The following is an 18,845-nucleotide window of genomic DNA, read 5'->3' on the forward strand; positions in this document are numbered from 1 at the left end:
GGGTTAACGCTGTGCGGTCTGTTATCAGTATAGTTTATTTTTTGCGCACAAATAATGTGATGAAGTTATCATTGATAAGGCGAGTGATATTCATCATCTCAGTAAATGTTTAAGATGAATCAGTGAATTAATCAGGTATTTTAATCAGGAGCCGTTTATGGGTATTCAGGGAAATGATAGTCGAATTGACAACATAGAGTTTGCCGTCGGTGATATTGCTCGCTCGAAGGATTTCTATGGCAAGGTATTCAATTGGCGCTTTACTGACTATGGCCCAGGATATTGTGAGTTTACCGATGGCCGACTGACCGGTGGCTTCACCACCCTGAGTGACGTTCAGCCCAACGGTGGGCCGTTAATCATTTTGTATGCTGATGATCTTGAACAGACGCAAAAACGGTTGGAAGAAGCGGGAGCCTCTATTGTGCTGGCGATATTTACTTTCCCCGGCGGGCGTCGTTTCCACTTTACCGACCCGGATGGCTATCAGTTGGCGGTATGGTCTGATAAATAAGTATTGAATTTAGGACTTATTCTCGCCAAACGACAGGCTGTCTGAGTTTTACGTGGGAGTTGGCAGGATAAAGTGCTTAGCACGCGTGCTTTATCCTGCCGGGCAATTATGCGGCGGTTACTGGGGTCGCTTTATTACTCTCTGTTGGTGCGAGAGTCATGCGATACAGTTTTGGTGCAGTGAGCATCATCAATACTGCGATAATGGCAGTGACAATACCAATCTGCATAAATACATGGCTATAGATTGCCAGTGATGCATGGGCATCAGTAATATCACTTGGCACCGCAGTTAATGCTGCAACTTTACCGGCGATCAGGGCTGCTGCTGCTGTCGTCAGGAACCATGAACCCATGATGAAGCCCATCAAGCGCTGAGGTACCAACTGCGCAACCATCGCCAGGCCGAGGCCCGAAATCATCAGTTCCCCGATACTTTGCAATGCGTAGCTCAGGATCAACCAGTTAACGGACACAATGCCATGTTCGTTGGCGAAGCTGGCACCCCATGGTAGAACCAGGAAGGCCGCAGAGCAGAGCACCATACCGAAAGCAAACTTGTGTGGCATTGGCAGTCGGTCACCCATCTTATTATAGATAGCCGCCAGTATTGGGCTGGCTACCATGATCCAGAACGGGTTCAGCGCCTGATACTGTTCTGGTTCGAAGGTAATACCAAAGATTGAATGCTCAACGTTATGAATAGCAAAGAAGTTCAGCGACGTTGGCATTTGGCTATACAGCACAAAGAACACCACCGCTTCCAGCATCAGTAAGAATGCCACAATCATTCGGCGGCGGGCAGTGCCATGCAGAGAGAAGGTCTCTTTGGCAAAGATACAGATGATGCCCAGAGATACTAATGCCAACGCCCAACGTGCCACTATTTGGTTATGCAGCAACCAGCTTGACAGCGTGACCAGTGCAACCACACCCACCAATACCATCAGTAACTTTTTAATCTGTAGTGGTGCAAAGTCAGGTTTTGAACCTTGATTTTTTACCCATTTACGACAGAACCAGAAGTTTACCAAGGTGATCAACATACCCACTACGCTCAGTGAGAATGCGACGCTCCAGCCATACTTCGCGGCTAACCATGGGGTGGCCAGCATAGAGAAGAATGAACCGATATTGACGGACATGTAGTACATGGTGAATGCGCCGTCTAAACGCGGATCATCTTTGTTATAGCATGTTGACAGCAGAGAGGATGGGTTGGCTTTGAACAAACCATTACCAACCGCAATGGTCGCCATACCCAGATAAACCCAGAAAATGTCATGGCCGGAGTAGGCAATCATGGCATAACCAACTGCCAGCGTTAATGCACCAAGTACGATGACACGTTTGGCACCGAGCACCTTATCGCCTAACCAGCCACCGATGGCCACAAAGCCATAGACCAGTGCACTGAAGGATGAGAACAAGGTGATGGAGTCGGCTTCGCTCATCCCGAGCATTTTTACCAGATAGACGGCCATGATCCCTTGCAGGCCGTAATAACCAAAGCGCTCCCAAAGCTCGATAGAGAAGATCAGGTAAAATGCTTTTGGTTGTTTGAAAGCATTCATACTGATGCTTTCGGGTTGCTCACTGTTGGGTGGCTGTTGACTGTTGTTTGCTGTTGACACGGGGACCTCTGTTTTTCACTACCGACCACAAATGGTGGGAGAGACAAAAGTGAATGCGCGAACCGGCATCCTTTTGCATTGTTATAAGATGTTTAGCGGCGGTTAATGTTCACTATCTTTGTCAACGAGACAAGGATTTTGCAATATTCTGTTACATATATCTCAGGCAGGGCTATGCGACCATGTTACAAATGTTATGCAGTATTAACGTTTATGTTTTAGCTGTTTGACGATTTTTTGTTTTGATTAAAAGCTGAACTGATTTTATTTGGTGGTATATTCTGCTATTTGATTGGTTAGTGGTTTATATGGTCAGATGTGAGTGAATAAACAATTCAATATTGTGGTTATTGTGAATAATCTGAAATTATCCAAATTTCGTTCAAATGTTAATCAGTAAAATGCCTGAGTTGAAAGATGAAATGGGATCTGGATCAGATAGCTGTGTAAATTTTTCGCGCGAAAAAGGCCAGCACGGCAAAACATGCCACCAAGGGACGATGGTATACTGGATAGAATCATGAAAATCTGAGTATCTGTATGGATATCAAGCAACTGGTCTATCTCTGTAATCTGGAGCGCGAGCGCCATTTTGGTCGTGCGGCTGAGGCCAGCTTTGTCAGCCAGCCAACATTGTCGATGCGTCTGAAAAACCTGGAGCGGGAACTGGGGGTGGCACTGATAAACCGGGGTAATAATTTCGAAGGATTTACCGCCGAAGGTGAGCGCGTATTAGCCTGGGCCAGAGAGATTGTCTCTGTCTATCAAGGGCTAAAGTTAGAGGTGGAGTCCCTTAAACATGGTTTAAACGGCACGCTGCGTATTGGTGTAGTACCACAATGCAGTATCTCGTTGGCACTATTACTTAAAAGTGCCAGTGAACGCTATCCCCATCTGGATTACCGTGTTTCAGTGTTAAGTGCTGACCAATTACTGGAAGCTTTAACCGGTCACTCGGTCGATGTGGGCATTGGTTTTTTTGAATTGACCACCTTGAATGAGCTGCATTTTCAGGTACAACCGCTAGTTGACGGGGGCATTGACCTGGTGTTTCACCCCGGACATTTCCCTGATTTGATGGGGACTGAGCCGCTGGCACTGGCCCAGGTAGCACAACTGCCGCTCTGCCTGGCTGAACCCAGCCGTTACTTCCGCCGCTATCTGGATAACAGTTTTCGTGATGCCGGTCTGCCGCTGCATGTGCGGCTGGAAAGTACTTCTATCTTTCAGTTGTTACAAGGAATCTTTGTCGGTTTAGGCTGTGGCTTGTTCCCGCAGGGTAGTCTACTTGAGGATATGTCACCCGACCTGCAACGGCGGCCGGTGGATATTTTGAAGATGAGTCGGCATGCTGCTGTCGTGGTGGCTGAACCAGGGCGAGTTACACCGCTGGCCCAGCACTTTTTTGATGTCGCTAAAACGTGGTTGGCTACCGACTAAAACACTGCAATCCGCAATTGCGGGCGAGTATCAAACAGCTTGCCCCAGCGTTTGTCTTAACCGGTTGGTCCATCCGGCTGCGGCGGTGTCGAAGATGATACTCACCAGTTGCTGATTACTGACACCCAGAGCTAACAATGGACTGATATGTTGATGGCTAAAGCGTTCTGGTGCGCGAGTCAACTCGGCTGCGGCATAGATAAGCCAGTGGATAATCTGCTCATCAGATTGAGTCGCCAAAGCGTTATCAATCCCCGCGTCAAGTGACGTTATCAATGTGGTGTTAGGGGTTAATTGGTGCAATTGGTGTTTATGGATAGCCAGACAGTAGCGACTGCCATTGATGCGCGCAGTCACCAACGCCACCAATGCCAGCCAATCAGGTGGCAGCAACGGAGGATAATGTTGGCGGGTGATAATGGTGCGGTACGCGAGCAGACTTTGCTGATGGTGTTGTAGCAACTCACTGAGGGTTATCTCTGCGTCATCTGACGATGGCTCAGATGAAATGACCTCATTGATTGTCTTTGAGGGTAACCAACCTTGCCATTGCGCTACAGATGACGCTATCAAGCCTGCGGGAGCATCTTCCATGCGCGGAAAACCGGGCAATATTACCGTAGGATATCCAGCGAGTGCACAAAGGGCTGCCACTACTCTGGCTTGATAACTAACAAAACCAATAATCTGCGATAAAACAATAATATCTGTAGCGGTTAAACCTACATCAGCGAGTTGTTGCAAAGCATGCTTATCAATTAATGTCGGCTGACTGGCCAGTTGACGGGCATATTGTGTTATCTGTGTCAATCGCATATTACTTTCCCGCGATGCGTCCGGGCTGGAAAGTGGCGTCAGGCGGGCGGCATAATGGCTGCACAACCGTTGAACCCCGGTAACTTGTGCCACCGTCAGTGCGGTACTTAAGCGGTCATACAGTGAAAAGGTGTGGTCTCGGTTCAGCTCGACAGTGAGCGGGAAAAGTGCCTGATACATTGCATCTGAGGCAGACAAAATCGCCGCATGCTGGCGTAACGGGTCATCTAATCGGGCGGGAATAGTATCGGCTAAGCCAAGCAAAAAGATACCCTGTTCAATGCTGTTCTCATTTGTCAGCAGATTATCGCCATTACAACTATTAGCACTGTAACTCTCCTCGGTGACGGGGGCGGCGTAGATCTCCGGGTTACCGCTGCGTTGAGTTTCATGATACCAATGGGCATTATCCTGTTGTCGAAATTGCACCATGATGACCTCCGTTAGGGACAGCAACGCGCCCAGGTTAACGATAAAGAGGTTGTAAGCACCGTTTGGCTATAAACCGAGAGCGAATCAGTGACAAGGGTAGGTAGTGCGGTATCGGACCGGGAGCATAGCAAAGTAGTCGGTATCAACATCGGCAAGATATCCTGTTGTTTTATGGAATGAACACAGTGGATATCATTACTGATTGAGTTTGCGAGATAAAATAATGTTAAACCATAATCCATAACTAAAAGTAATAACATATTATTATATATAACAAAAATGTTGTTACGTTAGCGAATAAATGACTAAAGAAGCAGGAAAAAATCCGCGCTGAGGTGAGCGCGGAATGGGTGATCGTGGAGGTAAATGGCAGGGCAGAAAACCCGCCTAAAAATGGCCTGAGTCCCGCCGCCAGGCATCGGCGGTTAAAGCTTCACCAAAGTGGCTGGAAATCAGCCGCTTAGTCAGATCGTGCAGCGGGGATGCCAGCACCTCGGCCGTGCTACCACGCTCCACCACTTCTCCTTCATGCATCACAATCACCTGATCGCTGATATGTTTCATCATGCCTAAGTGCTGGGTGACATAAATATAAGATATGCCATGTTTTTCCTGTAATTCCAGCATCAGATTAATAATCTGTGAGCGCATGGACATATCCAAAGACGCCAGTGCTTCATCGGCAACAATCACTTTAGGTTGCAGGATAAGTGCCCGTGCCAGTGCGATACGCTGCTTCTGGCCGGACGCCAACATATGCGGATAATAGTTAGCGTGATCGGGCAGTAATCCCACTTGCCGCAAGGTCTGATAGATTCGTTGCTCACGAGCCACCGCGTCTAAATCAGTGTTCAATTTCAGTGGCGCATCCAACAACTGGCCGATGCGCTGACGCGGGTTAAGTGAGGTGCTCGGATCCTGAAAAATCATACGGATACGTTGGCTGCGGTAAGCATAATCACCGTAGGACAGGCGATGATCGTCAATCAGCAATTCACCATCCGTTGGTTCAATCATGCCCGACAGCATTTTTGCCAAGGTGGATTTACCGGAACCGTTCTCACCAATCACCGCCAGGGTCTGGCCTTCGCGTAAAGTAAAACTGACCGATTTGACTGCTTCCACATGCTGACGACGAAATAACCCGGTGCGGTAGCGGAAGGTTTTGCTCAGATTACGGACTTCGAGCAGAGTCTCTGCCATTATTGCTCCTCCAGATTTAAGGGGAAGTGGCAGGCAAAGGCGTGGTTTTTTACCAGCCGCAAGCGCGGTGTTTCAATACAGGTTTTTTGCGCATAAGGGCAGCGAGGCCCAAGACGACAGCCAACGGGCAAATGCTCCAGTGATGGAATAGCCCCAGGCAAGGTATTTAAGCGACTTTTATGTGGCAGGGAGCGGCCAAAATCGGGCATGGCACGGATCAGCGCCTGAGTATAAGGGTGGTGGGGGGCGGCCAGCAGGTCTTCGCAAACGGCACTTTCCACAGTTTGGCCGCAATACAGCACGTTAACCCGATTCGCCCATTTACTCATCATCTGCAAGTCATGGCTTATCAGCAAAATAGTGGTGTTGTTATTCTGATTAAGTCGCGCCAGCAGACGGAAAATTTGTGCCTGAGTGGTGGGTTCCATGGCATTGGTAGGTTCATCGGCGATAAGCAGCCGAGGTTGATTAGCCAGTGCAATGGCAATCATCACCTTTTGGCATTCACCTTCAGTCAGCTCATAGGGATAACTGCGCATAATATCTGTGTGGTCTTTAATCCCTACACGGTGCAGCAACTCAATTGCCCGCCGTTTGCGCCAATGAAAACGTTGCCACCAGCGACCTTTATAGGTCCAGCCCGGTATCGCTTGTATCAATTGCTGACCAATATTTTCTGAGGGATCCAGACAGGATTGCGGTTCCTGAAAAATCATCGAGATATTATGGCCGATCACCTTGCGTCGTTCGCGTGGGGTCAATTGCAACAGATCGATGTCGTCAAAGCGAAAACGGTCAGCGGTAATGCGCCAGTTATCTTTACTGACCCCACAGATAGCTTTGGCGATTAAACTTTTACCTGAACCGGATTCACCCACCAGACCACGAACTTCACCCTCAGTCAGGGTAATACTGATGCGATCAACCGCTTTGACCATCCCTTCAGAGGTCATAAATTCAATGGTGAGGTTACGAATATCAAGTAACGGCATTATTCCACCCCCGCATTAATTGCCCGGCGCATGCCGTCACCCAACAGGTTAACTAGCAGTACGCTGACTAAAATCGCGCCACCCGGCAACATCACGGTCCACGGGGCGACATAGACTAAATCAAGTGAGTCCCCCAGCATCGCTCCCCATTCCGGTGAGGGCAATTGTGCGCCTAAATCCAAAAAACCCAACGCAGCAATATCCAAAATTGCCATTGATAGTGCCCGGGTAAATTCAGTGACCAAAATAGCGGCAATATTGGGGAAAATAGCATAAGCCAGAATATGAGGGGTAGACGCGCCATCTAAACGGGCGGCAATAACATATTCTTTATCCAACTCATCATGTACGGCGCTATAAATGGTTCGTACCATTCGGGGTAGCAGTGCCAGCCAAACCGCGAACATGGCATGTTCTAAACTCGGCCCGACAAAGGCGACCACAATGATGGCCAGCAGCAGCGACGGAATAGAGAGCAGGGTATCCAGTACATGATTAAGAATAGCGGAGCGAAAGCCGTGAGTGATACCGGCAAATACACCAAGGATCACGCCACACAGCGCCGCAGCCAGTGTGACTAACAGTGCCGAGCCATAAGTCGATGCGGTTCCTGCCAATAATCGGCTTAAAATATCGCGGCCGAGATCATCAGTGCCAAGGAAGAACGAAACGTTGCCATAGCGTGACCAAGAGGGCGGGAGCAGTTGGTAGCCCAAAAACTGTTGGTCAAGGGCATAGGGTGCCAGTGTATTGCCCAACACACAAAGCACCAAGAGGGCGAGTACGCCGTAGAAGCCCACCATTGCCAAGGCATCGCCATAAAAAAGCCGCCAGGTATACAGCAACGGGCTGGGCATTTTCTTCTCACGGTAGACATTATCGAAGGGCATACCATTCCTTATGCTTTAGCGGTGTCATCATTGCACCCAGAATATCTGACAGGACGTTAATGACGATAACCAACGACCCGACCACCATTACCCCTGCAGAAATGGCGGCGTAATCCTGCTGGCGAATGGCGTTTATCAACCAACGGCCCAATCCCGGCCAGTTAAACACCACTTCGGTTATCATCGCTAACGTCAGCATGGTGGAAAACTGTAACCCCAGTTTTGGAATGATGGGCGGCAATGCATTATGCAGCACATGGCGGCGAATAATGGTAAAGCGTGATAGGCCGCGAGTGGCGGCGGCTTTAATGTAGTTTTGCCCAATAACATCATCGGTACTGGTGCGCATAAGGCGAATGACTTCGGTCGTTGGGGCCACCGCCAGTGCGGTGATTGGCAGGATCATATGCTGCACAGCGCTGAGCATCATCTCTTTGCGATACGGCGAAGGTGATAGCCATGCATCGACCAGAGCCAAACCAGTGACCGGTTTCACTTGATATAACAGGTCAAACCGGCCAGAAACCGGCAGCCAACCTAAATGCAGTGAAAAGAACAACATCAACAGCAGCGCCAACCAGAATACAGGAATTGAGAAACCAAGTAATGCGACAGAACTGATGGCGATATCAGCCCATTTCCCGCGCATCACACCGGCAATAATCCCCAGCGGAATACCAACAAATAGGGCCAGTGTAAAGGCCAGTACACATAATTCCATGGTGGCGGGGAAGGCTTCACGCAATTGCTCGCTAATAGGTTGACCATTGATGCTAGAAACCCCGAAGTCCCACTGAAACAGGCTATTGAAATAGAAGCGGTAAGCATCCATTAAGGATGCGCCATTTAACGGCGCATGAGGGGTAAAGTAGCTCAGGCTAAAACTGACCAGTGACAACATAAACAACGTTATCACTAATAGTAATAAGCGGCGTAAGGTGAAGATAATCATGGTTTTTTGCCCTCATTGCTCTCACGGAACACGCCAGCAAAAGAAGAATTGCCAAACGGGCTTAATACCAAACCTTTAATATCATAACGGTATGCCTGTAACCGTAATGAAGATGCTAATGGCAACAGTGGCAATTGTTGCTCCAAAATACGCTGAGCTTGCTGATAATATTCAATACGCGCGGATAATTGCTGGGAACGTAATGCTTTTTGTAGCAATTCATCAAACGCCGGATCACACCAATGAGCATAGTTTGTTTGCGAACGAATTGCCGCACAGCTTAATAGCGGGCGGAAGAAACTGTCTGGGTCATTACTGTCTGTCGACCACCCTGTCAGCGTCAGGTCGTGATTCATCTCCATCAGCCGCGCCTCTTGGAATCGGCCTTCGACCGGCACTATATTGACCGTAATCCCCACCTGAGCCAAATCAGCCTGAATCAGTTCCGCCGTTTTTAATGGGCTGGGATTATAAGATTGCGAGGCGGTCGGCACCCATAGATTGAATTGTAAATTAGTCAATCCAAGCTGTTTTAGAATCTCTTTAGCTTTTTCTGGATTATATTCGGTTACCTGGGCCTGATTGTCATATGCCCATGATGCACGAGGTAAAATAGACGCTGCGGTCTCAGCGGTACCGTAATAGATTGACTGCATTAATCGCTGGTTGTTAATCGATAATGCGATCGCCTGCCGCACCCGCTGATCGTTGAGTGGTGGCTTACGGGTGTTGAATGCCAAATAAGCTACATTCATCCCTGGGCGCAGTGTCAGACGCAGGCGAGGGTCATCTCGTAAAATGGATAATTGGCTGGCTGCTGGATAGGCCAACACATCACACTCGCCGGTCAGTAGTTTGGATAAGCGGCCAGTACCACCCGCACCCAGATCGATAACCACCTGCGGCATGCGCGGTAAACCTTTCCAATAATCACTGTTACGGAACAGACGAATGTATTGCCCGGAGCGATATTCGTTCAACAAGAAGGGACCGGTCCCCACAGGCTCACGATCGATCTGCTCTTGTCGGCCTTTTTGGGTCAACACGTCGGCGTACTCGGCAGAGAGTACTGGTGCATAATGGGTAGCCAGATGCCAAAGGAAGGAGGCATCTGGAGCCTTCAGCTTAAATTCAACCGTATAATCATCCAGTTTTTTGACACTTTGCACTGCGTCGGCAAATTGTAAACTGTCGAAGTAAGGATACTCGCCACCATTGACATGGTGGTAGGGGTGTTGTGAGTCAAATACCCGCTGAAAGCTGAATATCACATCATCTGCGTTCATCATCCGGGTTGGGGTAAACCAATCGGTGGTCTGGAAGGAGACGTCTTTACGTAAATGAAAACGATATGTCGCGCCGTTATCCAGCACTTGCCAACTTTCAGCTAGTTCAGGGATTAAACGGTAGGTATACGGGTCAACGTCCAGCAGGCGGTCGTAAAGTTGTGCTGCCAGGGTATCGATGGTCAATCCGCTACTGGCCATCTGCGGATTAAAGGTATTGAGTATCCCGCTGACACAATAGACGAAGCCACGTTGGCGGATATCCGGCAGCGGTTGAGCGGGTTGAGGGGCCGGGGCGGGTTGCGCCAGCGCTGATGTCGCAAGGCAAGACAACGACAGCAAGCAAATAAGTAAAGCACGCATAAACGCTTCGCAGTAAGTAAGCAATACTCTTAGTGTACCGTAATCTGACACTCCCCCCAATCCATTGAGTAAAACAACTGCACTGTCTGCTGGTTGTTGCAGCAATCGAGGTGAATAAACAGCAAATTGTTGTTTATACGCGAGGATGTAGTGAGAGCAATGGGCGGCGGCGGCGGTGTTCGATGCTGTAATTGAGTATAATTCCATCATAATCAGTGCGGGAATGAGAAAAATTCTCAACAAAGTGTTTGCAAGTGCTATTGATAACCATTATCATCATTTTGCTCTTCGAGATAAGGCCAGTAGCTTCTGGTTTTAGACAGGAAAGCACGACATTGCTCACATTGCTTCCAGTGTTTTTTAAGCCAGCTCGGGTGCTGGCTTTTTTTTTGCCTGGCGTCGCCTGGTCCTTTCATATGTTATGTGTACTGACGTTCGATCACGATTTAATTATAAATGATAATGATATTTATCCTGTGTGCACTCAGTTTTTTTGTATTATGAAATCAATACATCCATTGCTATATTAATAAATGAAAAATATTAGTGCTGAAACTGTATTTATATAGTCTGGTGGCGTTATGAAACGATGTCAATTAATGGTTTTATTGTTTATTTCTTATATAATAAGTATGAGTGGTTGGGCTAAACCGCCGGATATTGTTTGGCGTGTTGATACCCGCGATTATCAAGAGATATTCAGTCAGGGTTTTCACTCTTTAGGTGATAATGATTCTGTAGTAGAACACCTTAGTGGCAGAAGTTGCCGTGGTGACCATGCCACATCAGCGGATAGTATATTTATTTCCACTACAGCCGATAAAATATTTGCTTATAATTATTTAGAGAGAGTTTTGAAAAAAACACAAACGACAATAGGCAGTGATGCACTGGTTTATCTTTATCAGATAAGGGCTGATAGTAATATGTATAGCGCAGATTATACATTGAATTTTATATTACGCGTGGGGGCGAGTGGTATGCAACAGGAGCTTCACCATATTTTTCGCTATTCGCCGTTCTTATCGGAATGGATGGCGCATAGCAGAATTTTAGGAGAACAAATTATGTCAGCAACTTCATACCTGTTGCGTCAGGGCAAAGTTATCGCTAATGAGTTTATGCCTAACCCTTTGTATCGGCAAACACGATCGAGTGCCAGTGCGAATCCTTATCGCAATGCTTTAATAATACCGTCGACTCTGAATATAATGCGAGTCTGGATGTTAAGAATGGGAATAAGACCGATGGTCAGGGCGTGTTTTGGCAGTATGAAGTCAACGAACCACAAGCGGGGTATAGATTCAATTTATCGAGGTCATGGCAGAATGTTTAAGTTAATCGCTATTTTATAAAGTTAATATTCCTAATATGTAGAGGTTATATTATGAAGGTGGTTATTTATGGGGCCATTGTGTTATTTTGTAGTTCGGTATTGGCGACTAAACCTGGAGATTTAAAATCACAATGTGATGCTGATAACAGCATGATGATTTATAATCAGATAATTAAAAAATATAATGCGACTATTATGTGGCGACCGGATGATATGTCGCTTAATGCGATTAATATTAAAATAGATGATAAATGGTATGGAACTATAGCAGAAGATAAAGTTAATGGTAATGGAGCGAAAGGGCTATCCAGTTTTGCACAAGCCGCTTACTTAATTAATCTCCCTGTCGATGTCTGTGTTAAAGGTAAATATCTACGGGGGCTGGAGGGGGTTCATTAGCTTTTCGCTCAGATCAGCCGGTTATTATCCTCTGCACTGAACGAAATGAGAAGCTAATTCTTTTCTACTGACCGATATCACCGCTTAAAATAGCATGTTTCTTTAACATGCCACGTAACTGATGGTAGGTTAGCCCGAGTAAACTCGCCGCTTTGCGTTGATTGAACCGCGCCTGTTCCAAAGCGTGTTTCAACATTTGTTGTTCACTGTTTTGCAACCACTGCTTTAGGTCGAGAGGCAATTGAGAAAGTTCAGAAACGTGAACGTCTGCCATTTGCGGCGCTTTGTTTTCACGAGGCTGTCGGGGTGCGAAAGGATTAATAATGATATTATCCAGTGATTGGTCACTATTCCCGTGGCGATAAACTGAACGTTCCACCACATTTTTCAACTCCCGCACATTACCCGGCCAGTCATAATCCAGTAGTTGCTGTTTAGCTTGTGGCGTAAAACCGGGAAATAGCGGCAGACCTAACTCTCTACACATCTGGATGGCAAAGTGTTCAGCGAGTAACATGATATCTTGCTGACGTTCACGTAACGGTGGTAGTTGCACTACATCAAAGGCGAGCCGGTCCAGCAGGTCGGCGCGGAATTTACCTGCCTGCGCTAAAGCGGGTAAATTGTCATTGGTAGCACAAACCAGCCGGACATCCACTTGCAACGGCTGACTGCCGCCAACGCGCTCCAGATGACCATACTCAATCACACGCAGTAATTTTTCCTGCACTAACATAGGCGCTGTTGCCAGTTCATCTAAAAAGAGCGTACCCCCATCTGCTCGTTCAAAACGCCCCAGATGGCGCTTCTGCGCACCGGTAAACGCCCCCGCTTCATGACCAAATAATTCTGAGTCAAGTAAGTTTTCATTCAATGCGGCACAGTTAAGTGAGATGAATGGCCCCTGCCAACGGTTTGATAAATAATGTAACCGGTGCGCAATCAGCTCTTTACCGGTGCCTCGTTCACCAATCACCAACACCGGCTTATTCAACTTTGCCAGCCCGGAAACTTGCTCCAGCACTTCAACAAAAGAGTTTGCTTCGCCTAACAGGTTTTCTAATTGCTCGCTCATGATGAAATTCGCCAATAGTTAGTTAAAACACTCACTTTACATTCTATCTTAATTTAAGCAGAAAATATTTTTTTGTTATTTTTCAACTTATTAAAACTAATGAAAAGTTGGCACGACTCTTGATAATAGTTATTCCACAAGAGTTAGGCGAATGGATGCAACCAGACGCCGCTATTTCAGAAAGCCATTAAGTCAAAGAGGACATACATTATGGGTATTTTTTCACGCTTTGCCGATATCGTGAATGCCAACATCAATACATTGCTAGATAAAGCGGAAGATCCACAAAAGTTAGTACGCCTGATGATTCAGGAAATGGAAGATACACTAGTCGAAATTCGTTCAACATCTGCCCGCGCATTAGCTGAGAAAAAACAGTTGTTGCGTCGCATCGATCACAGCGAAAGTCAGCAGCAAGAGTGGCAGGAAAAAGCCGAGCTGGCTCTGCGTAAAGATAAAGAAGATTTAGCCCGCGCGGCACTGATTGAAAAACAAAAAGTTGCTGCATTGATTGATACACTGACCCGTGAAGTGGCCACAGTAGAAGAAACACTGAGCCGCATGAAACATGAAATTAGCGAGTTGGAAAGTAAGCTAACTGAAACCCGCGCCAGACAACAGGCGCTGACCCTGCGCCATCAGGCTGCTGCGTCATCTCGCGATGTGCGCCGCCAGCTCGATAGTGGGAAACTCGACGAAGCTATGGCACGTTTTGAGCAATTCGAGCGGCGTATTGACCATATGGAAGCTGAGGCTGAAACTGTGGGGGTCGGCAAACAAAAGTCGCTGGAAAGCCAGTTTGCTGAACTGAAAGCAGATGATGAAATCAGTAACCAGTTGGCCGCACTGAAAGCGAAAATGAATTCGGCTGAGTAATGGTCTTGACCCATTTGCGTAAGCCCTATCTTTTGCTCTGTTTTATCGCTTTAGGGGCGAAAATATATCGGGCGGGCCGTAAGCAATAAAGCGGCCTGCCATAATTAAAATGCGGATACCCGCGCCAGATGATTAAGGGGAACGAATGAGTATCCTGTTTCTTGCCATACCACTGACCATTTTTGTGCTGTTTGTCGCACCTATTTGGTTATGGCTGCATTACAGCAATCGCCAGCAAAGTGGCGCTCAGCTTAGTCATCAGGATATGCAGCGCCTATCACAGTTAACTGATGATGCTCGCCGGATGCGGGAACGGATTCAAACATTAGAAGAAATTCTTGATGCGCAACATCCGAACTGGAGGCAGTCATAATGGGCGATGTTTTTAAAAATAATATGTTAAGTGGCAAAAAACTGTACCGGGTGCCAGAAGAGGGCATGATCAAAGGGGTGTGTGCTGGTCTGGCCCACTATTTTGATATTCCAGTACGATTGATTCGGGTGATGGTGGTGTTATCCCTGTTCTTTGGTTTGTTTGTTTTCACTATCGCGGCCTATATCGTACTGACTTTTATACTGGAACCGGTCCCCGCAGCCAGTTTTAATGGGCAGCATGAAGCAACGCCTCGTCAGCTGCTGGATCAACTAGAGTTTGAGTTGGGCGCCGGGGAACAGCGTTTGCGCCAGGTAGAGCGCTATGTCACCTCTGAGACTTTTGGTGTCCAGAGCCGTTTTCGCCAGTTGTAGTGTTACCAATTATTGCAGCCGGGAATGTTGCCCATAGATGTTACTTACCTATCCATACAGCCTGCCGGAGGGCAAAAGATGAACAATAATCCCGCCCGTTCACGTGCAGGTGTAGTATTAACGTCACTGGTTAAAATTATCTTTACTGTTGCATTGGCCTATGGCCCAGCCAGTGCGGCTGGCTTGATAGTAAAGAGTGTGAGCCGCAAGCCCCTGCGTTGGTTGCTGCTGATGCTGCTCGAGCCAATGTTAAAACGCGCAATGCAGGCAGCTGCTGGCCAATTTGCCAAGGAGAAGCATGAAACGACTGCAAAATGAGATTACGTCTTTGGTTAATCGTGGGATGGATCGCCATCTGCGATTAGCGGTAACCGGCTTGAGCCGCAGCGGGAAAACTGCCTTTATTACTTCGTTAGTGAATCAATTACTTCATGTCCACAGCGGTGCACGTTTACCGCTGTTTTCGGCTGTGCGCGAAGAGCGGCTACTGGGTGTAAAACGGGTACCGCAGCGTGATTTGGGTATTCAACGTTTTACCTATGATGAAGGATTGGCGTCTTTATATGGCACACCGCCAAACTGGCCAACCCCAACCCGTGGCGTCAGTGAAATTCGCTTAGCATTGCGCTTTCGTTCTGGTGATTCGCTTTTGCGCCACTTTAAAGAGACATCGACACTTTATTTGGAGATTGTCGATTACCCCGGTGAATGGTTACTGGACCTGCCTATGTTGGAACAGGACTATTTAAGCTGGTCCCGCCAGATGGCTGGTCTACTACAAGGGGATCGCGCACAGTGGGCCAAACCTTGGCTAACATTGTGTCAGCAGTGTGATCCGTTAGCACCGGCAGACGAAAACCAGCTAGCGGCCATTGCACAGGCCTATACCGATTATCTTATTCGCTGCAAGAATGAAGGCCTGCATTTCATTCAACCCGGGCGGTTTGTCCTGCCTGGTGATATGGCTGGTGCGCCTGCACTACAGTTTTTCCCGTGGCCGGAGGTGAATGAACTGAGTGAATCACGGCTGGCGCAGGCGGATAAACATTCCAATTTGGGTATGTTACGCACCCGTTTTAGCTATTACTGCAACTCGGTGGTGAAAGGTTTTTATAAAGAACATTTTGTCCGATTTGATCGACAAATTGTGCTGGTGGATTGTTTGCAACCCTTGAACAGCGGGCCGCAGGCATTCAACGATATGCGCCTGGCTCTGACACAATTAATGCAGAGTTTCCATTACGGAAAACGAACGTTATTCCGTCGCTTATTCTCGCCGTGTATCGATAAGCTGATGTTTGCGGCGACTAAAGCGGATCACGTGACGGCGGATCAACACGCGAATCTAGTATCGTTACTCCAGCAATTGGTGCAGGAAGCCTGGCAAAATGCTGCTTTCGAAGGGATCAGTATGGATTGTGTTGGGCTAGCATCGGTACAGGCGACAGAAAGTGGCATAGTTGAACATCAGGGGCAAAAAATCCCTGCATTGCGTGGCCATCGCCTACTGGATGGTGTACCGCTGACGGTATTCCCGGGGGATGTCCCGGCGCGTTTGCCTGGTCCGGCATTCTGGCAGCAACAGGGTTTTCATTTTGATGAATTTCGTCCACAAGCGGTGAATGTTGATAGCCCATTGCCCCATATTCGGCTGGATGCAGTGATGGAGTTCTTATTGGGAGATAAGTTGCGATGAGTGAGCCGTTGAAACCACGGATAGATTTTGAACAGCCTTTGCAGCCTCTTGATGAGCCAGTATTAAAAGCAGCACAGGCTTTTGATCAACAAACCGCGGAGAACTTCTACCCTGCGGCACCTGAACTAGACGCTGAAGATGAAGAAGGGCGGGTGGAAGGGTTGGTGAATGCTGCGCTGAAACCCAAACGCAGTCTGTGGCGCAAAATGGTGACGGCCGGACTGGCACTCTTTGGTGTCAGTGTAATTGCCCAGTCAGTGCAATGGGTTAATCAGGCTTGGCAGCAGCAGGATTGGATAGCACTGGGGGCAACGACTGCCGGTGGGCTGATTGTGGTGGCCGGAGTTGGTTCGGTGTTGACCGAGTGGCGGCGCTTATACCGTTTACGCCAGCGGGCACAAGAGCGAGATATCGCCCGTGAACTCTTGGTGAGTCACGGTATCGGGCAAGGGCGCACCTTTTGTGAAAAACTGGCGCGTCAGGCCGGACTGGATCAAGGGCATCCGGCACTGCAACGTTGGCAGGCGTCCTTGCATGAGACGCATAACGATCGAGAAGTGGTTGAGTTATATGCCAAACTGGTACAGCCAGCACTGGATAATCAGGCACGGGCAGAAATTAGCCGCTACGCTGCTGAATCAGCATTAATGATTGCGGTCAGTCCTCTGGCGTTGGTGGATATGGCCTTTATCGCCTGGCGTAATATTCGTCTGATTAATCGTATTGCTGCTTTGTATGGTATCGAATTGGGATATTTCAGCCGAATTCGGTTATTCCGCTTAGTGTTACTGAACATTGCTTTTGCCGGGGCTTCCGAATTGGTACGAGAAGTGGGTATGGACTGGTTGTCACAGGATTTGGCCGCGCGTTTATCGGCTCGTGCGGCGCAAGGGATCGGGGCGGGGCTACTGACCGCCCGACTGGGTATCAAAGCGATGGAGCTATGTCGCCCGTTGCCATGGCTGGATGGTGATAAACCTAAACTGGGAGATTTTCGCCGCCAGTTGATTAGCCAATTGAAAAATACGCTGCCGAAAAAAGACCAAGCTAAGCCATAGCCGGTTGGCTATTTCAATCGCGGATCGAAGGCGAAGGAGAGTGTTTTAGCGGTACTCAAACAGGTCTGAAAATCTTTGTGGCGTGGGTTGACCAGCATATTGTGTTCTGATGGCACCAGTGTGGACGGGACCAGTAATCCAATTGATGATTCTGATGCCAACCACTCGGTGCCGATATCCATCGTAGCGACAGGTGCGGGGTCGTTACGCCAGTCAATGGGCCAATCCTGTGGCTGTAACAGCATGATATTGCTATCATCAATCTCAATTTGAAATAATTCAAACTCACTGAGTGTTGAGCTGTCTTGAATATGCACCAGTGTTTCCAGCATTGCCAGTGACACACTACTGGCTAAATAGATGGCAGCGTGGCCTTTATGATTCCAGCGGCCGCCATAGATTTCAGCGCCATAGCCGGTCCAGGTTGAAGCAAGATAACGGCGCATCACAATGCGATAGAGCATCATAAGTATTGCCCCGTCGGGTTGCTAGTAATTGTGAACTTATCCATGTCATCTTCCCTATAGAACTTTTATCCTTCCTGGCACTCAGCTATGAAAATACACCGTGTTCCAGCCGGCCAATTAAATCACAGATTTCTAGTGCGCCGGTTTCGGTCTCCAGCAGTGAGTCAGGGCTGCGATGCCCAAGCCCCTTAATTGGCGTCGACATCCAGACGATGGCTTTGCCTTTATCACCACCAAATAGATCAACGGCGGCATCCATTACTCGCACGAAACGCGCAATTCGCTCGCTTTCTTCCGGTGTGAAACGGCCATCATGGGTGCGTCTGCGGGTTAGACTACGGCTGGGAATACCGGTAGCACGCAATACTTCAGATTTAGGTATGGACGCCCAGAGATGGATGCTATCGATGACATCGACAGAAAAACCCAATTTGATGCTATCCACCAATACCGTGCCACGACTGGCCGGCAAACCAATTTCACGCCAGAGCGCCCCTGCCTTGGTTGTGGGGGTAGGCTGATAAGCTCTCATGTAACCTCCTCGGTCATATGGCTACCTCTACTATAGCCAGTTGGCCGATGGAATGCAAAGTGTCACCTCACCTTGACGAAGGGACTGATACAGTCAGGCATTATATTATTCTGAATTATTCTTATAAAAACTAATAAC

General features: G+C 48.0%; 20 protein-coding genes. 10 read left to right on the plus strand and 10 right to left on the minus strand.

All coding sequences use genetic code 11. The annotated features are described in order from the left end of the window. Positions 1–157 precede the first annotated feature (157 nt). Complete coding sequence (locus V2A84_RS07065) at positions 158–514, plus strand: VOC family protein (protein ID WP_083158757.1); 357 nt, start codon at positions 158–160, stop codon at positions 512–514. Positions 515–620: 106 nt separating this feature from the next. Here V2A84_RS07065 and dtpA read toward each other — a convergent pair whose 3' ends face one another. Beyond that, a complete protein-coding gene (gene dtpA / locus V2A84_RS07070) occupies positions 621–2,147 on the minus strand; it encodes a dipeptide/tripeptide permease DtpA (RefSeq protein ID WP_372569223.1) in 1,527 nt (508 codons plus the stop codon). Between the two features lie 540 nt (positions 2,148–2,687). On the opposite strand from dtpA, the gene V2A84_RS07075 reads away from it, so the two are divergent. Beyond that, on the plus strand, positions 2,688–3,587 hold the full coding sequence (locus V2A84_RS07075; RefSeq protein WP_083158759.1) for a LysR family transcriptional regulator: 900 nt from the start codon (positions 2,688–2,690) through the stop codon (positions 3,585–3,587). 30 nt (positions 3,588–3,617) lie between these two features. Here the strand turns inward: V2A84_RS07075 and V2A84_RS07080 are convergent, their stop codons facing one another. The 6 genes from V2A84_RS07080 to sapA all read right to left on the minus strand — a co-directional run bounded on the left by V2A84_RS07080 (position 3,618) and on the right by sapA (position 10,521). Next, entirely contained in the window at positions 3,618–4,835 is a 1,218-nt protein-coding gene (locus V2A84_RS07080) for a CMD domain-containing protein (RefSeq protein ID WP_083158760.1), read from the minus strand. Between the two features lie 387 nt (positions 4,836–5,222). Continuing rightward, complete coding sequence (gene sapF / locus V2A84_RS07085; protein ID WP_032906086.1) at positions 5,223–6,038, minus strand: putrescine export ABC transporter ATP-binding protein SapF; 816 nt, start codon at positions 6,036–6,038, stop codon at positions 5,223–5,225. After that, entirely contained in the window at positions 6,038–7,030 is a 993-nt protein-coding gene (gene sapD / locus V2A84_RS07090) for a putrescine export ABC transporter ATP-binding protein SapD (protein WP_083158762.1), read from the minus strand. Before sapD ends, sapF begins: the two co-directional genes overlap by 1 nt. Further along, positions 7,030–7,920: a putrescine export ABC transporter permease SapC gene (sapC, locus tag V2A84_RS07095; RefSeq protein WP_083158763.1), complete on the minus strand. Its 891-nt coding sequence runs from the start codon at positions 7,918–7,920 to the stop codon at positions 7,030–7,032. The genes sapD and sapC overlap by 1 nt, the downstream gene beginning before the upstream one ends. After that, positions 7,907–8,872, minus strand: coding sequence for a putrescine export ABC transporter permease SapB (gene sapB, locus V2A84_RS07100; protein WP_083158764.1), 966 nt, complete (start codon positions 8,870–8,872; stop codon positions 7,907–7,909). Before sapB ends, sapC begins: the two co-directional genes overlap by 14 nt. After that, entirely contained in the window at positions 8,869–10,521 is a 1,653-nt protein-coding gene (gene sapA / locus V2A84_RS07105) for an ABC transporter substrate-binding protein SapA (protein ID WP_083158765.1), read from the minus strand. The genes sapB and sapA overlap by 4 nt, the downstream gene beginning before the upstream one ends. 581 nt (positions 10,522–11,102) lie before the next feature. Here sapA and ytxA point away from each other — a divergent pair. Together ytxA and ytxB are read left to right on the plus strand one after the other, a co-directional pair. Next, positions 11,103–11,876 carry a putative AB5 enterotoxin ADP-ribosylating subunit YtxA gene (ytxA, locus tag V2A84_RS07110; protein WP_102970402.1) on the plus strand — a complete coding sequence of 258 codons (774 nt, stop codon included), beginning with the start codon at positions 11,103–11,105 and terminating at the stop codon, positions 11,874–11,876. A 32-nt stretch (positions 11,877–11,908) separates the two neighbouring features. Continuing rightward, entirely contained in the window at positions 11,909–12,256 is a 348-nt protein-coding gene (gene ytxB / locus V2A84_RS07115; protein ID WP_083158766.1) for a putative AB5 enterotoxin binding subunit YtxB, read from the plus strand. A 64-nt stretch (positions 12,257–12,320) separates the two neighbouring features. Here the strand turns inward: ytxB and pspF are convergent, their stop codons facing one another. Continuing rightward, complete coding sequence (pspF, locus tag V2A84_RS07120; RefSeq protein WP_083158767.1) at positions 12,321–13,331, minus strand: phage shock protein operon transcriptional activator; 1,011 nt, start codon at positions 13,329–13,331, stop codon at positions 12,321–12,323. Positions 13,332–13,541: 210 nt separating this feature from the next. Here pspF and pspA point away from each other — a divergent pair, with 210 nt between their 5' ends. From pspA to V2A84_RS07150, 6 genes are all read left to right on the plus strand, one after another. Then, positions 13,542–14,207, plus strand: a complete 666-nt coding sequence (gene pspA / locus V2A84_RS07125; protein ID WP_083158768.1) for a phage shock protein PspA — start codon at positions 13,542–13,544, stop codon at positions 14,205–14,207. A 145-nt stretch (positions 14,208–14,352) separates the two neighbouring features. Continuing rightward, a complete protein-coding gene (pspB, locus tag V2A84_RS07130) occupies positions 14,353–14,580 on the plus strand; it encodes an envelope stress response membrane protein PspB (protein ID WP_032906081.1) in 228 nt (75 codons plus the stop codon). Further along, entirely contained in the window at positions 14,580–14,954 is a 375-nt protein-coding gene (pspC, locus tag V2A84_RS07135; protein WP_193784654.1) for an envelope stress response membrane protein PspC, read from the plus strand. The genes pspB and pspC overlap by 1 nt, the downstream gene beginning before the upstream one ends. A 78-nt stretch (positions 14,955–15,032) precedes the next feature. Beyond that, complete coding sequence (gene pspD, locus V2A84_RS07140; protein ID WP_083158769.1) at positions 15,033–15,272, plus strand: phage shock protein PspD; 240 nt, start codon at positions 15,033–15,035, stop codon at positions 15,270–15,272. After that, positions 15,253–16,650, plus strand: coding sequence for a YcjX family protein (locus V2A84_RS07145; RefSeq protein WP_083158770.1), 1,398 nt, complete (start codon positions 15,253–15,255; stop codon positions 16,648–16,650). Before pspD ends, V2A84_RS07145 begins: the two co-directional genes overlap by 20 nt. Continuing rightward, the gene (locus tag V2A84_RS07150; protein ID WP_083158771.1) at positions 16,647–17,708 is read left to right on the plus strand and encodes a YcjF family protein; all 1,062 of its coding nucleotides are present in this window, start codon (positions 16,647–16,649) and stop codon (positions 17,706–17,708) included. The genes V2A84_RS07145 and V2A84_RS07150 overlap by 4 nt, the downstream gene beginning before the upstream one ends. Positions 17,709–17,716: 8 nt before the next feature. Here V2A84_RS07150 and V2A84_RS07155 read toward each other — a convergent pair whose 3' ends face one another. Further along, positions 17,717–18,175, minus strand: coding sequence for an RES family NAD+ phosphorylase (locus V2A84_RS07155; RefSeq protein WP_083158772.1), 459 nt, complete (start codon positions 18,173–18,175; stop codon positions 17,717–17,719). Positions 18,176–18,260: 85 nt separating this feature from the next. Next, positions 18,261–18,707: a DUF2384 domain-containing protein gene (locus V2A84_RS07160; RefSeq protein WP_083158773.1), complete on the minus strand. Its 447-nt coding sequence runs from the start codon at positions 18,705–18,707 to the stop codon at positions 18,261–18,263. Between the last annotated feature and the right edge of the window lie 138 nt (positions 18,708–18,845).

The organism is Yersinia sp. 2553 StPb PI, from assembly GCF_052217105.1.
GTDB lineage: Bacteria > Pseudomonadota > Gammaproteobacteria > Enterobacterales > Enterobacteriaceae > Yersinia > Yersinia enterocolitica_E.